The organism is Variovorax paradoxus, from assembly GCF_040544635.1.
Taxonomy (GTDB): domain Bacteria; phylum Pseudomonadota; class Gammaproteobacteria; order Burkholderiales; family Burkholderiaceae_C; genus Variovorax; species Variovorax paradoxus_R.
Map to the genome: position 1 here is coordinate 18,777 of NZ_JBEPKJ010000019.1, position 19,487 is coordinate 38,263.

Below are 19,487 nucleotides of genomic sequence, written 5' to 3' on the forward strand. Positions count from 1 at the left end.
CGCGCGGGCGGGCTCCCTTGCTTTGGGAAGCGGGAAGCGCACGGCGGTGTTCGTGCGCGAACGCCGCGGGTCAAACCTCTCTTGCATAACCGCCTTCGCGGCGCGCATAAGCCATGGCGCGTCGGGCGCGAGAGGTCTATCGTTGCGGCCATCCGTTCAAACCAAGGGATCTCCCATGAGTGAAAAGCTCTCCTTCGTCAATCCGACCGCCAACAGCCCCTGGGGCACCTACCTTTCGCAGGTCGACCGCGTGGTGCCGTACCTCGGCCCGCTGGCTCGCTGGGTCGAAACGCTCAAGCGCCCCAAGCGCGCGCTGATCGTCGACGTGCCGATCGAGATGGACGACGGCACCATTGCCCACTTCGAGGGCTACCGCGTTCAGCACAACATGAGCCGCGGCCCGGGCAAGGGCGGCGTGCGCTTCCACCCCGACGTCACGCTCGAAGAAGTGATGGCCCTGTCGGCCTGGATGACCATCAAGACCGCCGCGGTCAACCTGCCGTACGGCGGCGCCAAGGGCGGCATCCGCGTCGACCCGAAGAAGCTCTCGCTGCAGGAACTGGAAAAGATCACCCGCCGCTACACCAGCGAGATCGGCATCATCATCGGCCCGCACACCGACATTCCCGCGCCCGACGTCAACACCAACGGCCAGATCATGGCCTGGATGATGGACACCTATTCGATGAACGTCGGCGGTACGGCCACCGGCGTGGTCACCGGCAAGCCGCTGCACCTGGGTGGCTCGCTGGGCCGCGTCAAGGCCACCGGCCGCGGTGTGTTCGTTACCGGCCGCGAAGCGGCGCGCCGCCTGGGCATGGACCTGCGCGGTGCACGCATCGCGGTGCAGGGCTTCGGCAACGTGGGCTCGGTCGCGGCCGAACTCTTTGCCGAAGCGGGTGCCAAGATCGTCGCGGTGCAGGACCACACCGGCACCATCGTCAACACCAACGGCCTCGACCTGTCCAAGCTCATTCCCATCGCCAACAAGGAAGGCGTCATTGCCTTCAAGGGCGGCGATGTGGTGCCCAACGAAGCCTTCTGGGACACGGCCTGCGACATCCTGATTCCTGCCGCGCTCGAAGGCCAGATCACCGCCGAACGCGCGCAGAAAACGACGGCCAAGCTGGTGCTCGAAGGCGCCAACGGCCCCACGGTGTCCTCGGCCGACGACATCCTCGCCGAACGCGGCGTGCTGGTGGTGCCCGACGTGATCTGCAATGCCGGCGGCGTGACGGTGAGCTACTTCGAATGGGTGCAGGACTTCTCGTCCTTCTTCTGGGACGAGGACGAGATCAACGTGCGGCTCGATCGCATCATGATGAACGCGCTCAACCAGATCTGGGACACGGCCGACAAGCACAAGATCACGCTGCGTACCGCCACTTACGCGGTGGCTTGCGAGCGCATCCTGATGGCTCGCCAGGAACGCGGCCTGTACCCCTGATGTCTTGACGGCAAGGGGCGGTACGCTCGGGGCATGACCACCATCCCCGTGCAGAAACTCCCTTCCATTCCTGCGGACGGCCTCGCCCGCCTGCAGGCCCTGATGGCCGGCGGGCAGCGCAAGCTGCTGGGGCTGGTCGGCGCACCCGGTGCGGGCAAGTCCACGCTGGCGGCGGCGCTGCTGCGTGCCGCTGGGGCCGACCGCGCGCAGGTCGTCCCGATGGACGGTTTTCATCTGGCCAACGTCGAGCTGCAACGGCTCGGCCGTGCCGGCCGCAAGGGCGCCCCTGACACCTTCGACAGTGCCGGCTATGTGGCGCTGCTGCAGCGGCTGCGCGAGCAGGGGCCGGACGACCCCATCGTCTACGCCCCCGAGTTCCGCCGCGAGATCGAAGAGCCGATCGCCGGCGCCATCGCGGTGCTGCCCTCGACGCAGCTGGTCATCACCGAAGGCAACTACCTGCTGCACGATGCTGGCCCATGGGCCGGTGCCGCCGGCATGCTCGACGAGGTCTGGTACGTCGACATCGACGATGCGGTGCGCGAAGAGCGCCTGCTGAAGCGCCACCAGCAGTTCGGCCGCAGCCCCGAGGCTGCACGCGACTGGGTGGCCGGCACCGATGCGCCCAATGCACGGCTGATTGCCGCGACGCGCGAGCGCGCGCACTTCGTGCTGCACTGGTCCTGAAAATTCTTCTCCGTCTTTGGGGAACGCCGGCGCCGCGCCATGCTCGAAGCTTCGCCGGCAGCGATGCCGGTCAGCCGGTTAGCATTCGCCGCTCCATGACGACCATGCACCCCAATTTCTCTTCTGCTTTTTCAGTTCTTCGCGCTCCGGTTCTCGTTCTGAGCCTGTTGTCCGCCCTGGTGCTCGCCGGCTGCGGCAGCAGCAGCACGCGCCGCATTTCCTACGAGACCGAGGAGTTCGACTCCACCACCACCCACACGCGCACCTACACCGCCACGGAAGCCCAGACCTGCGAAGCCGCGCGCCGCGCGCTGCTGAGCCAGGGCTACATGATCAGCGCGGCCAACGCCGACCTGGTGACGGGCCGCAAGAGCTTCCAGCCGGCGTTCGAGGTGCATGTGGAGGTCGAGTTCCGCGTGGTGTGCGCGCGCGAAGGCGGCAAGGCCGGCAAACGAAGCACCGTGGCCTTCGCGACCGCACTGCAAGACCGCTACGGCATCAAGAAGGTCAACAACTCGGCCAGCGTTGGCGTGGGCGCCTTCGGATCGCTCTCGCTGCCCTTTGCCGGCAGCGACGACGCAATGGTCAAGGTGGCGAGCGAAACGCTCACCGACGAGCTCTTCTACGACCGCTTCTTTACGCTGCTCGATCGTTTTCTCGAAGGGCAGGGCGGCGAAGAACCTGAAGTTCCCAGTGTCGCGCCCGAAGCGCCGCGGCCTTCCGCGGCACCGGCGCCGCCGGCACCAGCCACCACCTTTCCGGTGAAGCCGGTACCCGACCCGGGCTGAAACCGTTCAGCGCACCAGCGTCGATTTTCCGAACAGGCTCTCGATCAGTTCCACCGCCACCTCGGCGGTCTGGTTGCGCACGTCGAGCGCGGGGTTGAGCTCCACCACGTCGACCGAGCCGAGCCGGCCGGTGTCGGCGATCATTTCCATGCACAGCTGCATCTCGCGGTAGGTCGGCCCGCCGCGCACGCCGGTGCCCACGCCGGGCGCGATGTTCGGGTCGAGGCAGTCGAGGTCGAAGCTCACGTGCAGGTGGGTGTCTTCGTCCACGTCCTGCAGCGCCTCGGTCATGGTGGTGCGCATGCCGTGCTCGTCGATGTGGCGCATGTCGAACACGTGGAGGCCGAGCGTGCGAATGGCTTCTTTCTCGTCCGTGTCGACGCTGCGGATGCCGATGAAGCGGATGGCGTCGTGCTCCAGCGCCGCGCGTTCGCCGCTCCAGCCGGTGAGCACCGCGGGCCCGTGGCCGAGCAGGCACGACACCGGCATGCCGTGCAGGTTGCCGCTCGGGCTGGTGGTTTCGGTGTTGACGTCGGAGTGCGCATCGAGCCACAGCACGCGCAGCTTCTTGCCCCGCTTGCGCGCATGCCAGGCCACCGCGCTGATGGAGCCGATGGCAAGGCAATGGTCGCCGCCCATCATGAGCGGCACATGGCCGGTGCCCAGCGCGGTGTCTACCGCGGCATAGACCGAGCGGTTCCACGCAATCACTTCGTCCAGGTGGCGCAGGCCGTTGGCCGGCGCGGTCCAGGGGGTGGCGGGGCCCGCGAGGTTGCCGCGGTCGATGATGGTGAAGCCTTGCCGCGTGAGCGCTTCCGGAAGGCCGGCCACGCGCAGGGCGTCGGGGCCCATGCCCGCGCCGCGCACGCTGGCGCCGATGTCGGTGGGCGCGCCGATCAGTTCGAGGGTGATGCCGTTGTCATTGCTCATGTCGATGGCCCGATGTGCTTCCACAGATAGGCATAACCCAGGGCGTCCATGAAGGCCGATTCCTTGTTGTCCGCCGCGGCGCTGTGCCCGCCTTCCATGTTCTCGTAAAAGCTGGCGTCGTATCCCATGGCGGCCAGCTTCGCGACCATCTTGCGCGCATGCACCGGCCCCACGCGGTCGTCGCGGGTCGATGTGGTGAAGAGCGCGGGCGGGTAGGCCTGGCCCTTCTTCGCGTTCTCGTAGGGCGAGAAAGCCTTGATCCACGCCCATTCTTCAGGCTGGTCCGGATCGCCGTATTCGGCAATCCACGAGGTGCCGGCCGAAAGATGCGTGTAGCGCTTCATGTCGAGCAGCGCCACTTCGCTCACGATGGCGCCGTAGAGCTGCGGATAGAGCGTGAGCATGTTGCCCATCAGCAGGCCGCCGTTGCTGCCGCCCATGGCGCCCAGGTGCCGAGGCGAGGTGATGTTGCGCGCAATGAGGTGCTCTGAAACGGCCGCGAAGTCTTCGCAGGTGCGCAGGCGGTTCTGCTGCAATGCGGCCTGGTGCCAGCGCGGGCCGTATTCGCCGCCGCCGCGGATGTTCGCGACCACGTAGACGCCACCCTGCTCGAGCCATGCGCGGCCGATGGCGCCGCTGTAGCTCGGCTGCAGCGAGATCTCGAAGCCGCCGTAGGCGTACTGCAGCGTCGGGTTCTTGCCGTTGGCCTGCAGGTTCTTCGGCGCGATTTCGAAATACGGCACGCGCGTGCCGTCCTTCGAGGTGGCGAAGTGCTGGCTCACGCGATAGCCGGAGGCGTCGAAGAACGCAGGGCTGTCCTTCAGCGGTTGGGGCTCGCCCTTGCCGATGGTGCCCATGTACAGCGTGGTCGGCTGCAGGAAGCCGCTCACGGTCAGAAAATAGTCGTCGTTCTCGTCTTCGTCGATGCCGCCGGCCGCAATGGTCGAAAGCTCGGGCGCGCCGCCCAGGCTTTCGCGCTTCCATGGCTGCGAGCCGGCCTGCGGGGTGAGCACTTCGAGCTTGTTCACCACGTCGTGCATCACATTGAGAATCAGGTGGTGGCGGGTCCACGAGTGGTCGTCGAGCGCGGTGGTGTCGTCGGGCTCGAACAGCACCGTGATCTCGCGCTTGCCGGCCATGTAGTCGTCGAACCTCGCGGCCAGCAGCGAGCCCGGCTTGTAGGTGGTGCCGCCCACGGTCCAGGGGCTGCGCGGCTCGACCAGCATCCATTCGCGCGTGACCTCGGTGTTCGAGTCGTCGGGCACGTCGATCTTCACGAGCCGGCCGTCGGCATGGCGAAGCCAGGTTTCGCTGTCGTAGAAGTCCATCTGGCGCGAGACGAAGTCCCGCTCGAAGCCGGGCGTGGTGTCGCGCCAGGCGCTCACGGTCATGTCGTCGGCACTGCCTTCGTACACCGTTGTCGCGCTTTCCAGCGGCGTGCCGCGCTTCCATTCGCGCGCGATGCGCGGGTAGCTGGAGCTGGTCATCGAGCCGGGGCCGAAGTCGGTGGCCACGTAGAGGTGGTCGATGTCCTTCCACGCCACGTTGCTCTTGGCCTCGGGCAGCGTGAAGCCGCCAGCGACGAACTGCTTGAGTTCCAGGTCGAACTCGCGCACCACGTTGGCATCGGCACCGCCGCGCGAGAGCGAAACCAGGCAGCGCTTGTACTCGGGCTGCAGGCATTGCGCGCCGTGCCAGACCCAGTTTTCCTTGTCGGCCGTGGCCAGCGCGTCGAGGTCGATCACGGTTTCCCATTCGGGCTGCGGCTTGCGGAATTCGGCCAGCGTGGTGCGGCGCCACAGGCCCTTGGGGTTCTTCTTGTCGCGCCAGAAGTTGTAGAACAGCGGGCCGATCTTGCGCACCATCGGAATACGGTCGTCCGAATCGAGCACTTCGAGAATGCCTTTCTCCAGCCGTTCGAAGGCGGGCGACTGCGTGTAGTGCTGCACCGTCTTCGCGTTGTGCTGCCGGGCCCATTCGAGCTGTTCGCCGCCGTCGATGTCTTCGAGCCACAGGAATTCGTCGGTCTGCGTGGAAGCGATGGATGTCATGGGTGCAGTGTACGAATCCCGCGTGAAAGAGGGCATGCCCCCGGCAGGGCCGGCGAAAGCTATTGAATTCATAGCGCGCCGCGCATGGGGCTCGGGACAAACCCGCGTTCGATGGATTCGGCTCGATTCACAGGGCCGCCCACGGGTATCCTGCCGAACGGCGCCTGCGCATACATGGAGACATGACACATGAAACACCTGAGCGGTCTTGATGCCACCTTCCTGCACCTTGAGACCCCCGAGATGCCGATGCACGTGGGCTCGCTCAACGTGCTCGATCTGCCCAAGGGCTACAAGGGCGATTTCTACGAAGACGCCAAGCAGTTCATGGCCAGCCGCATCCACCTGGCCGACGTGTTCACGCGCAAGCTCGCGCTCATGCCGTTCGACATGACCAACCCGGTGTGGGTGGAAGACGACGACATCGACCTCGACTACCACGTGCGCCACATCACGCTGCCCAAGCCCGGCACCAACCGGCAGCTGCAGCAGTACGTGGCGCGGCTGCATTCGACGCTGATCGACCGCAGCCGCCCGATGTGGGAGTTCTTCATCATCGACGGCCTGAAGAGCGGGCAGGTGGCGCTGTACACCAAGGTGCACCATGCGGGCATCGACGGGCAGGCCGGCGTGGCGCTGGGCAAGGCCATCTTCGACCTGGAGGCGACGGGTCGCGTGGTGAAGCCGCCGCGCGCGCGCCCGCGCAGCAGCGGCTACCAGCTCGGCATGGCCGAACTCGCGACCGCGGCGCTGCGCAACACGGCGCAGCAGTACGTCAAGCTCTTCAAGATGGCGCCGGCCATTGCGCGGGCACTCGGCGGCCTCGCCAAGCCCGACGAAAAGGCGGCCGAGAAAGACGCCGCCACCGCGCCGAAGAAGTTCAACCTCTTTGCGCCGCGCACCTCGCTGAACGTGTCGATCACCAACCAGCGCACGTTTGCAGGCCGCACCATCTCGCTGGCTGAGACCAAGCACATTGCCAAGCACTTCGGCGTATCGCTCAACGACGTGGTCATGGCCACGGTGGCCGGCGCGCTGCGCCACTACCTGGCCGACAACAACGAGCTGCCGGCCAAGCCGCTGGTGGCCGGTGTGCCCGTGAGCCTGCGCGAAGCCGGCGACGAGACCGCCAACAACCAGGCCAGCATGATTCTCGTGAGCCTGGCCACGGACATCACCGACCCGGTGCAGCGGCTGAAGGCGATCAATGCCTCGTCGAACTCGTCGAAGTCGACGATGAACCGCTTCAAGGCCATGATCCTGGACGACTTCCCGACCTTCGCGGCGCCCTGGCTGGTGTCGGGCATCGCCTCGATGGTGGGCCGATCGGGCCTGGTGAACCTGCTGCCGCCGGCCGCCAACGTGGCCATTTCCAACGTGGCAGGCGCGCCGTTCCCGATGTACTTTGCGGGTGCACTCGTCACCAGCTACTACCCGGTGTCGATCGCGAGCCACGGCACGGCCCTCAACGTGACGGTGCAGAGCTACAACGGCCGCATGGACTACGGCCTCATCGCCTGCCGCCGGGCGGTGCCCGACATCACCGAGATCGGCGACTACATGCTGGCCGAGCACAAGCTGCTGATGGACCTGACGCAGACCCATCCGGCGGCTGCGGGTGCGGCGCCTGCGAAGGCGGCGGCTGCTCCGGGGCCGGCGCCGGTCGTAAAGGCCACGGCCAAACCCGCTGCAAAGCCTGCCCCGAAGGCTGTGCCGAAACCCGTCGCGAAAAAGGCGGTGGCGAAGAAATCGCCCGCAGTGAAAGCCCCGGCGGTGAAAGCCCAGGTGGCCAAGGCTCCGGCCAGGAAGTCGCCTGCCAGAACGGCCGCGGGCAAGGCCGCGCCCCGCAAGCCCGCGGCGCCGGTCAAGCGTGCCAGAGCGGCGGCTGCGGCATGATCCGCAGGCTCGCAGCGAGAAAATTGGGGCAGTTGGACTAGTTTTCCCACAGTTCTAGTTTTTCAGGCCTAGGCACTCCGGAAGAAGATCACCCCATCGCGAATCCCGCGAACCGTTCAACTTCCAGGAAATCCACATGACCACGCAAGCTTCTTTCTCTTCCGCCGCCATCCACGTCATCGGCCAGTACAACGACGCAGGCAAGACCCTGGTGGGTGCCTATCGCGCCGGCGTTCATCGCCTGCTCGGCGGCGCCGCTTCGCGCTACAGCGAATTCCTGGGCAGCCGCCAGATTCCGCTGGTGAGCGAGCAGGTCAAGGCCAACCTGATCGGCGCGCAGGAAAAGATCAACGGCTTCCTGGCCAACCGCCTGGACATCGACACCGGCCGCATCGTCTCGGTGATGGACCGCGTGGCCGCAGGCACGACCAGCGGCATCGAAGCCGTGGCCGGCCGCGTGGCGGGTGTCGAGTCGCCTGTCGTCACCTCGGTGGTCAAGACCTTCAATGCGCTGAACCAGCCGATCGCCAACGTGTCGGTGCAAATCGCCGACAAGATCGTGGCCGGCGCCAAGCAGATCGAAGTGCGCGTGAGCGGCACCGAAGAAGCCAAGCCCGTGCGCACCGTGAAGGCCAAGGCCGCCGCCGCCAAGAAGCCGGTTCGCCGCACCGCAGCCCGCAAGGCAGCCTGACCTGACCCTGGAGCAACAACGCATGGCGACCCGACCCCGTTCGACTGATCCGACCGACGATCCGAAGAAGAAGAGGGCGGCGCCTGCGAAGCCTGCAACCAAGGCTCCTGCGACCAGGAAGGCACCCGCAGCCAAGAAAACGGCCGCGGCAGCGAAGAAAAAAACCGCGGCTGTCACGCCGAACGCCCGGTCGAACGAAAAGACCCGCGGCGCCGAGGGCCTGCTCCGTGCGGGCCTGAAGGCGCTCGGCAACGTGCGCGACGACGTCGCCAAGCGCCAGGCCAACGTGATCGAAGGGTTGCTCGGCATCGGCCAGGGCAAGTTCGATGCGGCGAGTGCCGGCAAGGCGCCGCTCACGCGTGGCTTTCCAGGCCTCGACAGCTTCGGCCTGCGCAAGTTCGAAGACGTATTCGACCAGCGCGTGGCCACTGCGCTGCAGCGGCTCGGCATGCCCGCCGCAGAAGAAGTGCAGGCGCTGCGCGAGGAAGTGGCCCAGCTGCGCGAACGCCTCGCCCAACTCGACCCGAAAAACGCCGGCCCGCGCGGCAGCGGCAAGCGCTGAGCCCCCGGCCCAGCGAACACCGACGCACGCATCAGCCGGTTGTGGCCAGTTCCAACACCACGCGAGATCGCATCCTGCAGACCAGCCTTGCGCTGTTCAATGCGGAAGGCCTTGCGGCGGTGTCCACCCACAAGATTGCCGCCGAGCTCGGCATGAGCCCGGGCAACCTGCACTACCACTTCAAGGCCAAGCAGCTGATCGTCGAGTGGCTGTTCCGGCGTTTCGAGCAGCGGCTCGAGGTGCTCAATGGCTCTTCCGATTCGATTGCCGCCATCGACGACCTCTGGCTCGCCCTGCACCTGCGCTTCGAGGCCATCGACGAATACCGGTTCATCTACCGCGACATGGCTTTTCTGGCCGGCGAATACCCCGCGCTCGGCCAGCGCGCGCAGGCACTCACCGCGCAGAACCTGCTGGCGGCCCAGGCGCTCTGCGAAGGGCTGGTGGCCTCGGGCGTCATCGAGACCAGCGCCGAGCAGGCGCGCATCCTTGCGTTGCAGATGGTCTTCACCACCACCTGCTGGCTTTCGTTCGAACGGCTGGTGCCGGGGCGCGACGCGCTCGCGCAAGCCGACCCGGGGTTGGCGGCTTTTTACACGCTCACCTTGATTTCCCCGTATGTTTCCAGCGAATCGAGGGCTTATCTTGATTACCTGCGGGGCAAATACCTCGGATAAACATCGCTGTTGTCCGACGAGGCGGTGAAACTTCGGTTCTCCATGCTCGTCTCATACAACAGCGAACAACCAGCGAACAACAAACGCAGAACAGAAAGGAAAGCCGCCCTCATGACCACCGCCACCCGAGACCACATTGCGCCGCCGTCGGGCCTGCTGATGCTGGCCGAAGCACGTGCACTCTGGGAAACAGGTGCCGGCGTCGCAATGTGGCCGCTGCTGCAGCTCACGCCGCGCGGCGACGGACATCCGGTGATCGTGCTGCCGGGGCTCGTGGCGGGCGACGGCTCCACGCTGCTGCTGCGCCGATACCTGCGCAGCCGCGGCTATGACGCGCACGGCTGGGGCCTGGGCCGTAATTTCGGTCCGCGCAAAGGCGTGGAAGACGCAATGGTCGAGCTGCTGCAGTCGCTGCGCGAGAAGAGTGGCCAGAAGGTCAGCGTGATCGGCTGGAGCCTTGGCGGCATCTATGCGCGCCTTCTGGCATCCGCGCAGCCGGACCTGGTGCGCAACGTCATCACCCTGGGCAGCCCGTTCTCCGGCAGCCCGCGCGCCACCAACGCCTGGCGCGTGTACGAAGGCGTGAGCGGCCAGAGTTCGCACGACCCGCGCCGCATGAAGTTCGTGGAGCCCACGCCGCCGGTGCCCACGACCTCGATCTTCAGCCGCACCGACGGCGTCGTCGCGTGGCGCTGCAGCCTCGAAAAGCCGGGGCCGCAGGCAGAAAACATCGAAGTGGTGGCGAGCCATCTGGGGCTGGGCGGGCACCCCGCCGTGCTCTATGCGGTGGCCGACCGCCTGGCGCAGCCCGAGGGCCAGTGGAAGCCGTTCAACCGCGGCCTGCTGGGGCCGCTGGTCTATCCCGATCCTGACCGGGAGGTCTGAGCCGCCGGGGCTATGCCCCTGCCCAGACGTCGAGCACGTAGCGCTGGTCGGCAATCATCTTGTCCATCCAGGCCGTGCTGTCGTGCCCATGCTCGCGCGCCAGATCGGTGAGCGTGCGCCGCACGTCGGGCTCCATGCGCGAGCCGTCGCCGCACACGTAAACAATCGCATTGGCCTCCAGCAGCTTCCACACGGCCGCGCCCTGTTCGCGGATCAGGTCCTGTACATAGACCTTGCGTTCGCCCGCGCGTGAGAAAGCCGTGTGCAGCGTCATCAGGCCGCGGTGCGACCAGGCCTCGAGCTCCTCGGCGTAGATGAAATCCTGCTCCCGGTGCCGGCAGCCGAAGAACAGCATGGCATCGCCCAATGCTTCGCCGCGCTCGACCTGCGCTGCACGCTCCTGCAGGAAGCCGCGAAACGGCGCAAGGCCGGTGCCGGGGCCGATCATGATGAGCGGGCGCCGCGCATCCTCGGGCAGGCGGAATCCCTCGGCCGTGGTTTCGCGGATCACGCCGTGCACCGTGTCGCCCGCTTCGGCGCGCGCCAGGTGGTTGGAGCACACGCCCTCGAAGGTGCCGTTGCCCGAGAGCGCTGGTGCGCTCACCACGCCCACCGTGACACTGCAGCGCCCCGGCGTCATCGAGGGCGACGACGAGATCGAGTAGTAGCGCGGCGAAAGCGGCGACAGCATTTCGAGGAACACCGCGAACGGCACCTGGCAGGCGCGATGCTCCTCCAGCAGGTCGAGCAGCGACTTGCGCTTGTGGAGCACCTCGGCCTTGTAGGCCGCCTGCGAGGCTTCGTCGCTGCCCGAGAGGGCGGCGAGCTTCGGCTTGGTGAACGGGCATTCGGTGTGCGCCGCGAGCGTGGCGATCTGCTTGCGCGTGGCCACGTCCTGCAGCTCGACATAGTCGCCGAGCAGGCGATCGACCGCCATCACCTGGTCGACCGGCAAGGCCGTCTTGCGGCCGGAAGCGGCATGCAGCCGCACATGCGCGGAACGGTCGAAACCGAAACGCGCCATCGCGCGCTCCACTTGCGCCGGACTGTTGCGCGGCACCACGCTCAGGTGGTCGCCGGGAACGTAGTTCAGGCCCTCGGGCAGCATCAGCTCGACATGGCGCGTGGAGCGGCTGCTCTCGGCGTCGTTGCCGGGTCTTTGCAGTTCACGGTTCTCGACCACGCGCAACGCCACCGCACCCAATGCGTCGACGAGTGCGTTCTTCTGCGGCGGCGGCAGCTCCTCGAGCGTGTAGAGCGGTTCGGCCTCGGCCGGCGTATCGGCGCCGGACTGGATGCCGAAGGCCTTCACCAGCTCGGGCCAGAGTGCGTCGCTCCAATCCTGGAAGGCGCCGTCCATGTCCTCGCGCGCGTCGCCCTCGCCACGCGGATGCACGCGCGTGGCGCCCAGCGCTCCGAGCCGCTCGTCGATGCGCCGCGGCACGGCCTGGTAGGTGGCGGCCCAGTCGGTGTTGCCGCAGCCGAACACGCTGAAGCGCACGCCGTTGAGCGAGTCGTCGGCCTTGTCGAGCCAGCGATGGAACTCGGCGGCGTTGTCGGGCGCCACGCCGTTGTACGACGCGCAGACGACGGCGACCGCGCCGTTGGCGGGCAGCCGCTCGGCGTAATCGTCGAGCGAAGCCACCTGTGTCGAGAAACCGCGCAGCTCGCCGGCTTCGGCCAGCTGCCGTGCCAGGTCTTCGGCCGTGCCGAGGTTGGAGCCCTGCAGCACCAGCAGCGAAGTGCCGTGCCGTGCGGCCTGCGGTTTGCGCACGGCGGGTTGGGCCGGCGTTGCCGGTGTCGCGGCTGCTTCGCCGTTGCCGCGCGGCCGCGAGGCCGGGTCGCGCAGCAGCGCCTTGATCCTGAAGTTCTCCGGCTTGATCGTGAGCGCTTCCTTGATCTTGAGCTTGTAGCCCGTGTGATCGACGAGGTTGAAGCGCTGCAGGATCATGCCCAGCGTAAGCACGGCTTCCTGCAGTGCAAACTGGCGCCCGATGCAGGCGCGCTGTCCGTTGCCGAAGGGCTTGAAGGCATTCACCGGCCGTTCGCGCTCGGCTTCGCGGCTGAAGTGGTCCGGGTTGAATTCGTCGGCGTCCTCGCCCCACACGCCCTTGTCGCGATGCAGCGCCAGCGCATGCATGATGACCATGTTCTTCTTCTTGATCGTGTACTGCCCGCCGATGGTCGTGTCTTCCTTGGCGCGCATGGCGATGGCGGGTGCGGTCGGGTAAAGCCGCAGCGCTTCTTTCAGCACCTGCATCACGTACTGCAGGCGGTTGACCTGCGCATAGGTCGGCTTCTGCGAGGTGTCGGGCCCGAACACGCTGTCGACTTCGGCCTGCGCCTTGGCAAGCGCCTCGGGGTTCTTGAGCAAAAAGTAGATGGCGAAGGAAAGCAGCCCGCTCGTGGTCTCGTGTCCAGCGATGAGAAATTCGATGCACTCGTCGCGGATCATCTTGTCGGTGAGCTTCTCGCCGCTCTTCTTGTCGACGCCCGCGATCATGTAGCTCAGCAAGTCGGGCTTGGTGGCAATGTCGGCGCCGCTCGCGCGGCGCTCCTCGATGATGTCTTCCACCATCTTGTGCATGAAGCGGATATCTTTTCGCTGCTGGGTCAGCTCTTTCTTGAGCATGAACTCTTCCAGCGGCAGCCCGCGGCGGTTCTGCACCGTTTCGAGCGTGCGCACCATCGCATCGACGAAGGGGTGAAAGCCTTCGCGGTAGAACGAATTGAAGCGGTAGCCGAAGCCGCACAGGCCGATGGTGTCGAGCGTGAGCGCCGTCATGTCGCGCACCACGTCCACCTCTTCGTCGAAGTTCAGCCGCTCCCACTTGGTGACCAGCTGGCCCGCGATGTCCAGCATCATCGGGTGATAGGCCTGCATGGCGCGCTGGCTGAAGTTGGCCAACAGGATGTTGTGCGGCTTCGACCAGGTCTCCTCATGCGTATCGGATGTGAAGAGCCCGTGCGATGCCGCGCGCAACCGGCGCAGCGCACCGCGCGTGCTCTTGTCGAAGCGCGCCTCTTCGCAAAGCTCGTCGACCAGCGCGGGCGACGACACCACGATGACCGGCATGCCCGGCATGTCGAGCCAGTAGATGCCGCCGAGATCCTGTGCGATCTTCCACATGTCGAGCACGGGAGAGTCGGACCCGATCGACAGCAGGTTGCCGACGAACGGCTTCTTCGCGGGATGCGGGATCGGATAGAGCGAGTTTTTGCCTGCCATGGGTGTTGTGCCTTTGGAGTGGACCCGCTTCGGAGATTCCGGGGTGTGACTCCCGGAGTATCTCGACGGCATGGGGGCGAGGCAGACGGGGTTTCCCTTAGGCTGATTCGGTGTTTGGGCGCCGCTTGTTCAGGGCGGCGCACCCGCCGACGGGGTACCTTGCTCCGCGAATGTCCCCCGGCCTGCGGCCTCCTCCTTTATTTCGCTGCGCAAGGCACCCCATCAGCGGGTGCGTTGCGCAGAGCCGTGGTTGATCAGCGGAACACCAGCAGCGTGCCCCGGTGCACAGGGCATCGGGTGCTCCCCGCAGCGAAATAAAGGAGGAGGGGCGCAGCCCCGGGGGACATTCGCGGAGGGGAGTACCCGGTGGCCTTTGCACCAGCCCTGAACAGCAGCCTAAGCTTGTTCACCGCCCAAATTTTCAGCAAACTGATTATTCCCCTTGTAAAACAACAACTTAAATCGCGTTTACAAGGAAGCACATCAGTTATCCCCAAAGTTGTCCACGGAAATTGGGGACGGCACCGACTTCCTCGCAATTCGACAGTAAGTACTTGATTTTCCGAGGCAGAGAAGCCGGATATCAGTCGACGGCAGCCTGCTCGTCGGCATAGTGTCGGCACAACGTTTCGACCAGCGCCTGCGCATAAATCGGCAGTGCAGCCCGGTCTCGCACCAGCAGATACCGCTCCCGCACACACCATGCATCGCTGAGGTCGATCAGCGCGAGCTGCATGCTCTCCTGGTTTCGGCGTGCCGCCGACTCGGGCACCACGCCAATGCCCACGCCGCTACCGATCATCCGGCACATGGCGTCGAAGCTCCCCAGCTGGATGCGCAGCTTCTGCCGCTTGCCCAGGTTGTCGGTAATTTGCGCGAGAAAGGTCTGCAAGGTGCTGCCTTGCTGCATGCCGATAGCGTCTTCGTCGAGCGTCTCGGCAAACGAAATCTTGCGGCGCTTTGCGAAGCGGTGCTTGCGCGAAGTGACGAGCACCAGCCGGTCGGTGCTGAAGTGAATGGCTTCCAGGCCCAGCGTGTCGACGCGGCCCGCCACGATGCCGATGTCGGCACGGCCGTCGAGCACGCCGCGCGGGATCTGAGCATTCGGTTTTTCCTGAAGGTCGACGTTGATGCGCGGGTTTTGCGCAAGGAAGCCGGGCAGTATTTCAGGCAGGAAGTCCGTCACCGCCGTGGTGTTGGCGAACACGCGCAAATGGCCGCGGAGGCCGCCACCGTATTCGAGCAGGTCGGCGCGCAGTTGCTCGGTCTGGTGCAGCACCAGGCGCGCGTGGTGCAGAAAGGCTTCTCCCGGCGGCAGCAGGCGAACGCCGCGTGCCTCGCGCTGCAGCAGCTGCAAGCCCGCTTGGGTTTCGAGCGCCTTGATGCGCGCGCTGGCCGCCGCAAGCGACAGATGCTGCCGCTCGGCCGCGCGCGTGAGGTTGCCGAGTTCGGCCGTGGCAACGAAAAGGCGCAGGTCGGTCAGATCGAAAAGCATGGTGCCATGGTACCCAAGCCTTCGTTAATTCAGAAGGCTGGGTTCCGAAATCGCAGATTGCGCGCAGCGATAGGGCGGAACACCATGCGGCCATGGAGACACAACACCAACCAGCGACCAACGGATTAAAAGTCCGCTGCTCTACCAACCCTGCAAACATGGGTTTTCGCGTATTCGCGACTCTGGCGCTTGCCGCCGCAGCCGCCCTGATTCACGCTGGCCCGGCCGCTGCGCAGCCGTATCCCTCGCGTCCCATCACGCTCATCGTGCCGCAGGCCGCGGGCGGCACCAACGACATCGTCGGGCGCCTGGTGGGCCAGAAGATCGGCGAGATGATGAACGCCAGCGTGGTGGTCGACAACCGGCCCGGCGCGGGCGGCAACATCGGCACGCAACTGGTCGCCAAGGGCCCGAAGGACGGCTACACGCTGCTCATGACCATCAGCAGCAGCCAGGCCATCAACCCGGCGCTCTACAAGAACCCGGGCTTCGACCCGGTGAAGGACTTCAAGCCCGTGGGCCTGATCGGCGCGGTGCCCAACGTGCTGCTGGTCAACCCCTCGTTTCCGGCCAAGGACTTCAACGAATTCCTGAAGCTCGCACGGCAGAAGGGCGCCAACTACCAGTACGCCTCCGCGGGCAACGGCACGCTCAATCACCTGCTCGGTGAAATGCTCAACAGCATGGCCGGCATCTCGATGCAGCACGTGCCGTACAAGGGCGTGGCGCCCGCGATCAACGACGTGCTCGGCGGGCAACTGCCCATCGTGTTCGCGAGCCTGCCTTCGGCGCTTTCGCATATCAAGGCCGGCAAGCTGCGCGCATTGGCCGTGAGCGGCGACAAGCGTTCGCCGGTGCTGCCCGACGTGCCCACCATTGCCGAGGCGGTGCCGGGCTACAACGGCACGCTCTGGATCGGCCTGTTCGCGCCCGCGGGCGTGCCGGCCGACGTGCTGGCCACGCTGCAGGACGCCACGCGCAAGGCGCTGGCCGCGAAGGACTTGCGCGACAAGCTCGACCAGCAAGGGGTCGAGATTGCGGCACCCACCACGCCGGAGCAATTCTCGAAACTGCTGCAGGACGACCTCGCCAAGTGGGCGCGCATCGTCAAGGCATCCGGTGCGGCGGTCGACTGAAAAAAGAACCATGAGCCATCACACCCCAGAGAATTCCTCCCGCCCGATGGACGGCGATACGCTGGCAACGCTCCAGGCATGGCAAGGCCGCAGCGAAACGCTGGCCGACGAAGTCACCGCCGCACCCGTGCGCGCACTCTCCGCCACGCTGGACCGCGACGACTCGCCGCCTGCCGCCGGCACGCGCCTGCCCGAGCTCTGGCACTGGCTCTACTTTCTGCCGCACCACCGCCAATCCGAAATCGGTGAAGACGGCCATGCAAAGCGCGGCGGCTTCCTGCCGCCGGTGCCGCTGCCGCGCCGCATGTGGGCCGGCGGACGGCTGATGTGGGAGAAGGGCAATCCGCTGCAAGTAGGTGACAAGGTCGAGCGAACTTCGACCATCGCTTCTGTCACCCACAAGGCAGGCCGCACCGGCGAACTGGTGTTCGTGCTCGTGCGCCACGAGGTACGCAACGAACGCGGCCTCGCGCTTACCGAGGAGCACGACATCGTCTACCGCGCCGCGGCCGAGCCCGGCAAGAAAACCCCGCCGCCCACACCGGCGCCGAAAGACGCCGCCTTCAGCCGCGAGCTCGTCCCCGACGACGTGCTGCTGTTCCGCTACTCGGCGCTCACCTTCAACGGCCACCGCATCCACTACGACCGCCGCTACGTGACGCAGGTCGAGGGCTACCCGGGCCTGATCGTGCACGGCCCGCTCATCGCGACACTGCTGGTCGACCTGCTGCGCCGCAACGTGCCGGGCGCGCAGCTTGCGCGCTTCGAATTCCGCGCCGTGCGGCCGACCTTCGACATTGCGCCGTTCCGCGTGCACGGCAAGCCGGCCGAAGGCAGCGCCCACGGCAAGACGTTCAGCCTGTGGGGCGAAGACGCCGATGGCTGGCTCACGATGCAGGCCACGGCCGTGCTCGCATGAACACAGGGAGAAAAAACGCATGACAAGACCCCTCGACGGCATCACCGTCGTTTCGCTCGAGCACGCGATTGCGGCGCCGTTCTGCACCCGGCAGCTGGCCGACCTGGGCGCCCGCGTCATCAAGGTGGAGCGCCCGGGCGTCGGTGACTTCGCGCGCGCCTACGACGCTCGCGTGGGCGGCGAGGCCTCGCACTTCGTGTGGGTGAACCGCTCGAAGGAAAGCCTCACGCTCGACCTCAAGCAGCCCGCCGCGCTCGCGGTGCTGCAGGAGCTGGTGGCCGATGCCGACGTGCTGGTGCAGAACCTCGCGCCCGGCGCGGCCGCGCGCATGGGGCTGGGCGCCGAGGCGCTGCAGGCGAAGCACCCGCGGCTCATCGTCTGCGACATTTCGGGCTACGGCGAAGACGGGCCCTACCGCGACAAGAAAGCGTACGACCTGCTCATCCAGAGCGAAGCGGGTTTCCTGTCGGTCACGGGCACGCCGGACGATCCGTGCAAGTCGGGCAATTCCATCGCCGACATTGCGGCGGGCATGTATGCGTACACGGGCATCCTCGCGGCGCTGCTGCAACGCGGCAAGACCGGCAAGGGCTCGCACATCGACGTGTCCATGCTCGAGTCGCTCGCCGAGTGGATGGGCTACCCGATGTACTACGCCTACGAGGGCGCGCCGCCTCCGCCGCGCAGCGCCGCATCGCACGCCACCATCTACCCCTACGGTCCGTTTCCCGCGGGCGACGGCGGCACGGTGATGCTGGGGCTGCAGAACGAGCGCGAATGGCGCGTGTTCTGCGAGAAGGTGCTGCTGCAGTCGGGGCTTGCCACCGACGCCCGCTTCGACAGCAACGCGCGGCGCAACGAGAACCGCGATGCGCTGCGCGCCATCATCGTGGAGACCTTCGCCGCGCTCGGCACCGTGCAGGTGGTCGAACGCCTCGACGCCGCGCAGATTGCCAATGCGCGCATGAACGACATGGCCGGGCTGTGGGCGCATCCGCAATTGCAGGCACGCGATCGCTGGCGGCAGGTGGGTTCTCCGGCCGGCGACATTCCGGCCTTGCTGCCTGCAGGGCGCCAGAGCGCTTTCGACTACCGCATGGATGCGATACCGGCCGTCGGCGAACACACCGAAGCCATTCTGCGCAGCCTGGGGCGAGGCGATGCCGAGATCGCCGCGCTGCGAGAGGCGGGGGCGGTGTGAGCGCGACGCCTGCAGCGCTCGCACTGGCATTGGCGCGCACTTTCCTGTTCGTTCCTGCGGACCGGCCCGAGCGCCATGCGCGTGCGCTGGCCACCCATGCGGGCGGTGTGATCGTCGATCTCGAAGACGCCGTGGCGCCCGAACGCAAGGCGGCGGCGCGTGCGCAACTGAGAGCTTCTTTCGCGGCATTGAGCGCCGCGGAAAGAGGGCGCCTGCTGGTGCGCATCAATGCCCGCGACACGCCGTGGTTCGACGGCGACCGCGCGCTGGTGGGCGAACTCGCCGCCGAAGGCTTGATTGCCGGCGTCGTTCTTCCGAAGGCTGAGCGCGCTGCGGACTTGCAGCAGCTCGCCGCGGGCATCGGGCCCAACGGCGTGCTCGTGCCGTTGATCGAATCGGCCGCGGGCCTGGACGCCGCCCGCGAACTCGCGGCGGCGCCGCAGGTGCTCCGGCTCGCATTCGGCAACCTTGATTTCCAGGCCGACCTGGGGCTGGCCTGCGATGCCGACGAAGCCGAACTGCTGCCCGTGCGCCTGGCGCTGGTCCTCGCCTCGCGGCGCGCCGGCCTTGCAGCACCCATCGACGGTGTCACGCCCGATTGGCGCGATGCGGCGCGGCTCGCCGCCGATGCAGCGCGCGCCCGACGCGGTGGCTTCGGCGCCAAGCTTTGCATTCACCCGGACCAGGTCGCGCCCGTGCATGCCGCGCTTGGCCCGGGAGCCGACGAACTGGCATGGGCGCGCCGCGTGATGGACGCGACCCAGGCCGCGGGCGGCGGTGTCGTGAGCCTCGACGGCCGCATGGTCGACGCACCCGTGGTGCGCCTTGCGGAACGCCTGCTGGCATTCGATTCGCAAAAGCCCCGTCCTGACGGGTGACGGGCTTCGGATATT

At 66.7% G+C, this 19,487-nt stretch carries 16 protein-coding genes; 12 read left to right on the plus strand and 4 right to left on the minus strand.

Annotated features, from left to right (window positions below):
* Positions 1–175 precede the first annotated feature (175 nt).
* From ABIC94_RS25670 to ABIC94_RS25680, 3 genes are all read left to right on the plus strand, one after another.
* Positions 176–1,447, plus strand: a complete 1,272-nt coding sequence (locus tag ABIC94_RS25670; protein WP_354375811.1) for a Glu/Leu/Phe/Val family dehydrogenase — start codon at positions 176–178, stop codon at positions 1,445–1,447.
* Positions 1,448–1,480: 33 nt separating this feature from the next.
* Positions 1,481–2,134, plus strand: a complete 654-nt coding sequence (locus ABIC94_RS25675) for a nucleoside/nucleotide kinase family protein (RefSeq protein WP_354375812.1) — start codon at positions 1,481–1,483, stop codon at positions 2,132–2,134.
* Between the two features lie 95 nt (positions 2,135–2,229).
* A complete protein-coding gene (locus ABIC94_RS25680; RefSeq protein ID WP_354375813.1) occupies positions 2,230–2,922 on the plus strand; it encodes a DUF2242 domain-containing protein in 693 nt (230 codons plus the stop codon).
* Between the two features lie 6 nt (positions 2,923–2,928).
* Here ABIC94_RS25680 and rocF read toward each other — a convergent pair whose 3' ends face one another.
* Together rocF and ABIC94_RS25690 are read right to left on the minus strand one after the other, a co-directional pair.
* On the minus strand, positions 2,929–3,852 hold the full coding sequence (gene rocF / locus ABIC94_RS25685) for an arginase (protein ID WP_354375814.1): 924 nt from the start codon (positions 3,850–3,852) through the stop codon (positions 2,929–2,931).
* Positions 3,849–5,939, minus strand: a complete 2,091-nt coding sequence (locus ABIC94_RS25690) for a prolyl oligopeptidase family serine peptidase (protein ID WP_436318100.1) — start codon at positions 5,937–5,939, stop codon at positions 3,849–3,851. The genes rocF and ABIC94_RS25690 overlap by 4 nt, the downstream gene beginning before the upstream one ends.
* Positions 5,940–6,092: 153 nt before the next feature.
* Between ABIC94_RS25690 and ABIC94_RS25695 the strand changes: the two genes are divergently transcribed.
* The 5 genes from ABIC94_RS25695 (at position 6,093) to ABIC94_RS25715 (ending at position 10,614) form a co-directional block, all read left to right on the plus strand.
* Positions 6,093–7,799, plus strand: a complete 1,707-nt coding sequence (locus ABIC94_RS25695) for a WS/DGAT/MGAT family O-acyltransferase (RefSeq protein ID WP_354375816.1) — start codon at positions 6,093–6,095, stop codon at positions 7,797–7,799.
* Positions 7,800–7,935: 136 nt separating this feature from the next.
* Positions 7,936–8,490 carry a hypothetical protein gene (locus ABIC94_RS25700; protein WP_354375817.1) on the plus strand — a complete coding sequence of 185 codons (555 nt, stop codon included), beginning with the start codon at positions 7,936–7,938 and terminating at the stop codon, positions 8,488–8,490.
* Positions 8,491–8,512: 22 nt separating this feature from the next.
* On the plus strand, positions 8,513–9,052 hold the full coding sequence (locus ABIC94_RS25705; RefSeq protein ID WP_354375818.1) for a phasin family protein: 540 nt from the start codon (positions 8,513–8,515) through the stop codon (positions 9,050–9,052).
* A gap of 41 nt (positions 9,053–9,093) precedes the next feature.
* Positions 9,094–9,729, plus strand: coding sequence for a TetR/AcrR family transcriptional regulator (locus ABIC94_RS25710; RefSeq protein WP_354375819.1), 636 nt, complete (start codon positions 9,094–9,096; stop codon positions 9,727–9,729).
* Positions 9,730–9,840: 111 nt separating this feature from the next.
* Complete coding sequence (locus ABIC94_RS25715; protein WP_354375820.1) at positions 9,841–10,614, plus strand: esterase/lipase family protein; 774 nt, start codon at positions 9,841–9,843, stop codon at positions 10,612–10,614.
* 10 nt (positions 10,615–10,624) lie between these two features.
* On the opposite strand, the gene ABIC94_RS25720 is transcribed toward ABIC94_RS25715, so the two are convergent.
* Both ABIC94_RS25720 and ABIC94_RS25725 read right to left on the minus strand, forming a co-directional pair.
* Positions 10,625–13,843, minus strand: a complete 3,219-nt coding sequence (locus tag ABIC94_RS25720; protein ID WP_354375821.1) for a bifunctional cytochrome P450/NADPH--P450 reductase — start codon at positions 13,841–13,843, stop codon at positions 10,625–10,627.
* A 583-nt stretch (positions 13,844–14,426) separates the two neighbouring features.
* The gene (locus tag ABIC94_RS25725) at positions 14,427–15,338 is read right to left on the minus strand and encodes a LysR family transcriptional regulator (RefSeq protein ID WP_354375822.1); all 912 of its coding nucleotides are present in this window, start codon (positions 15,336–15,338) and stop codon (positions 14,427–14,429) included.
* Between the two features lie 158 nt (positions 15,339–15,496).
* Here ABIC94_RS25725 and ABIC94_RS25730 point away from each other — a divergent pair, with 158 nt between their 5' ends.
* Genes ABIC94_RS25730 through ABIC94_RS25745 form a run of 4 tightly spaced genes read left to right on the plus strand, consistent with a single transcriptional unit; the run spans position 15,497 to position 19,472 of the window.
* The gene (locus ABIC94_RS25730; protein WP_354375823.1) at positions 15,497–16,474 is read left to right on the plus strand and encodes a tripartite tricarboxylate transporter substrate binding protein; all 978 of its coding nucleotides are present in this window, start codon (positions 15,497–15,499) and stop codon (positions 16,472–16,474) included.
* A gap of 10 nt (positions 16,475–16,484) precedes the next feature.
* Positions 16,485–17,393 carry an FAS1-like dehydratase domain-containing protein gene (locus ABIC94_RS25735; RefSeq protein WP_354375824.1) on the plus strand — a complete coding sequence of 303 codons (909 nt, stop codon included), beginning with the start codon at positions 16,485–16,487 and terminating at the stop codon, positions 17,391–17,393.
* 19 nt (positions 17,394–17,412) lie between these two features.
* Positions 17,413–18,594, plus strand: a complete 1,182-nt coding sequence (locus tag ABIC94_RS25740; protein ID WP_354375825.1) for a CaiB/BaiF CoA transferase family protein — start codon at positions 17,413–17,415, stop codon at positions 18,592–18,594.
* Positions 18,591–19,472, plus strand: coding sequence for an HpcH/HpaI aldolase/citrate lyase family protein (locus ABIC94_RS25745; protein WP_354375827.1), 882 nt, complete (start codon positions 18,591–18,593; stop codon positions 19,470–19,472). The genes ABIC94_RS25740 and ABIC94_RS25745 overlap by 4 nt, the downstream gene beginning before the upstream one ends.
* The last annotated feature ends 15 nt before the right edge of the window (positions 19,473–19,487 follow it).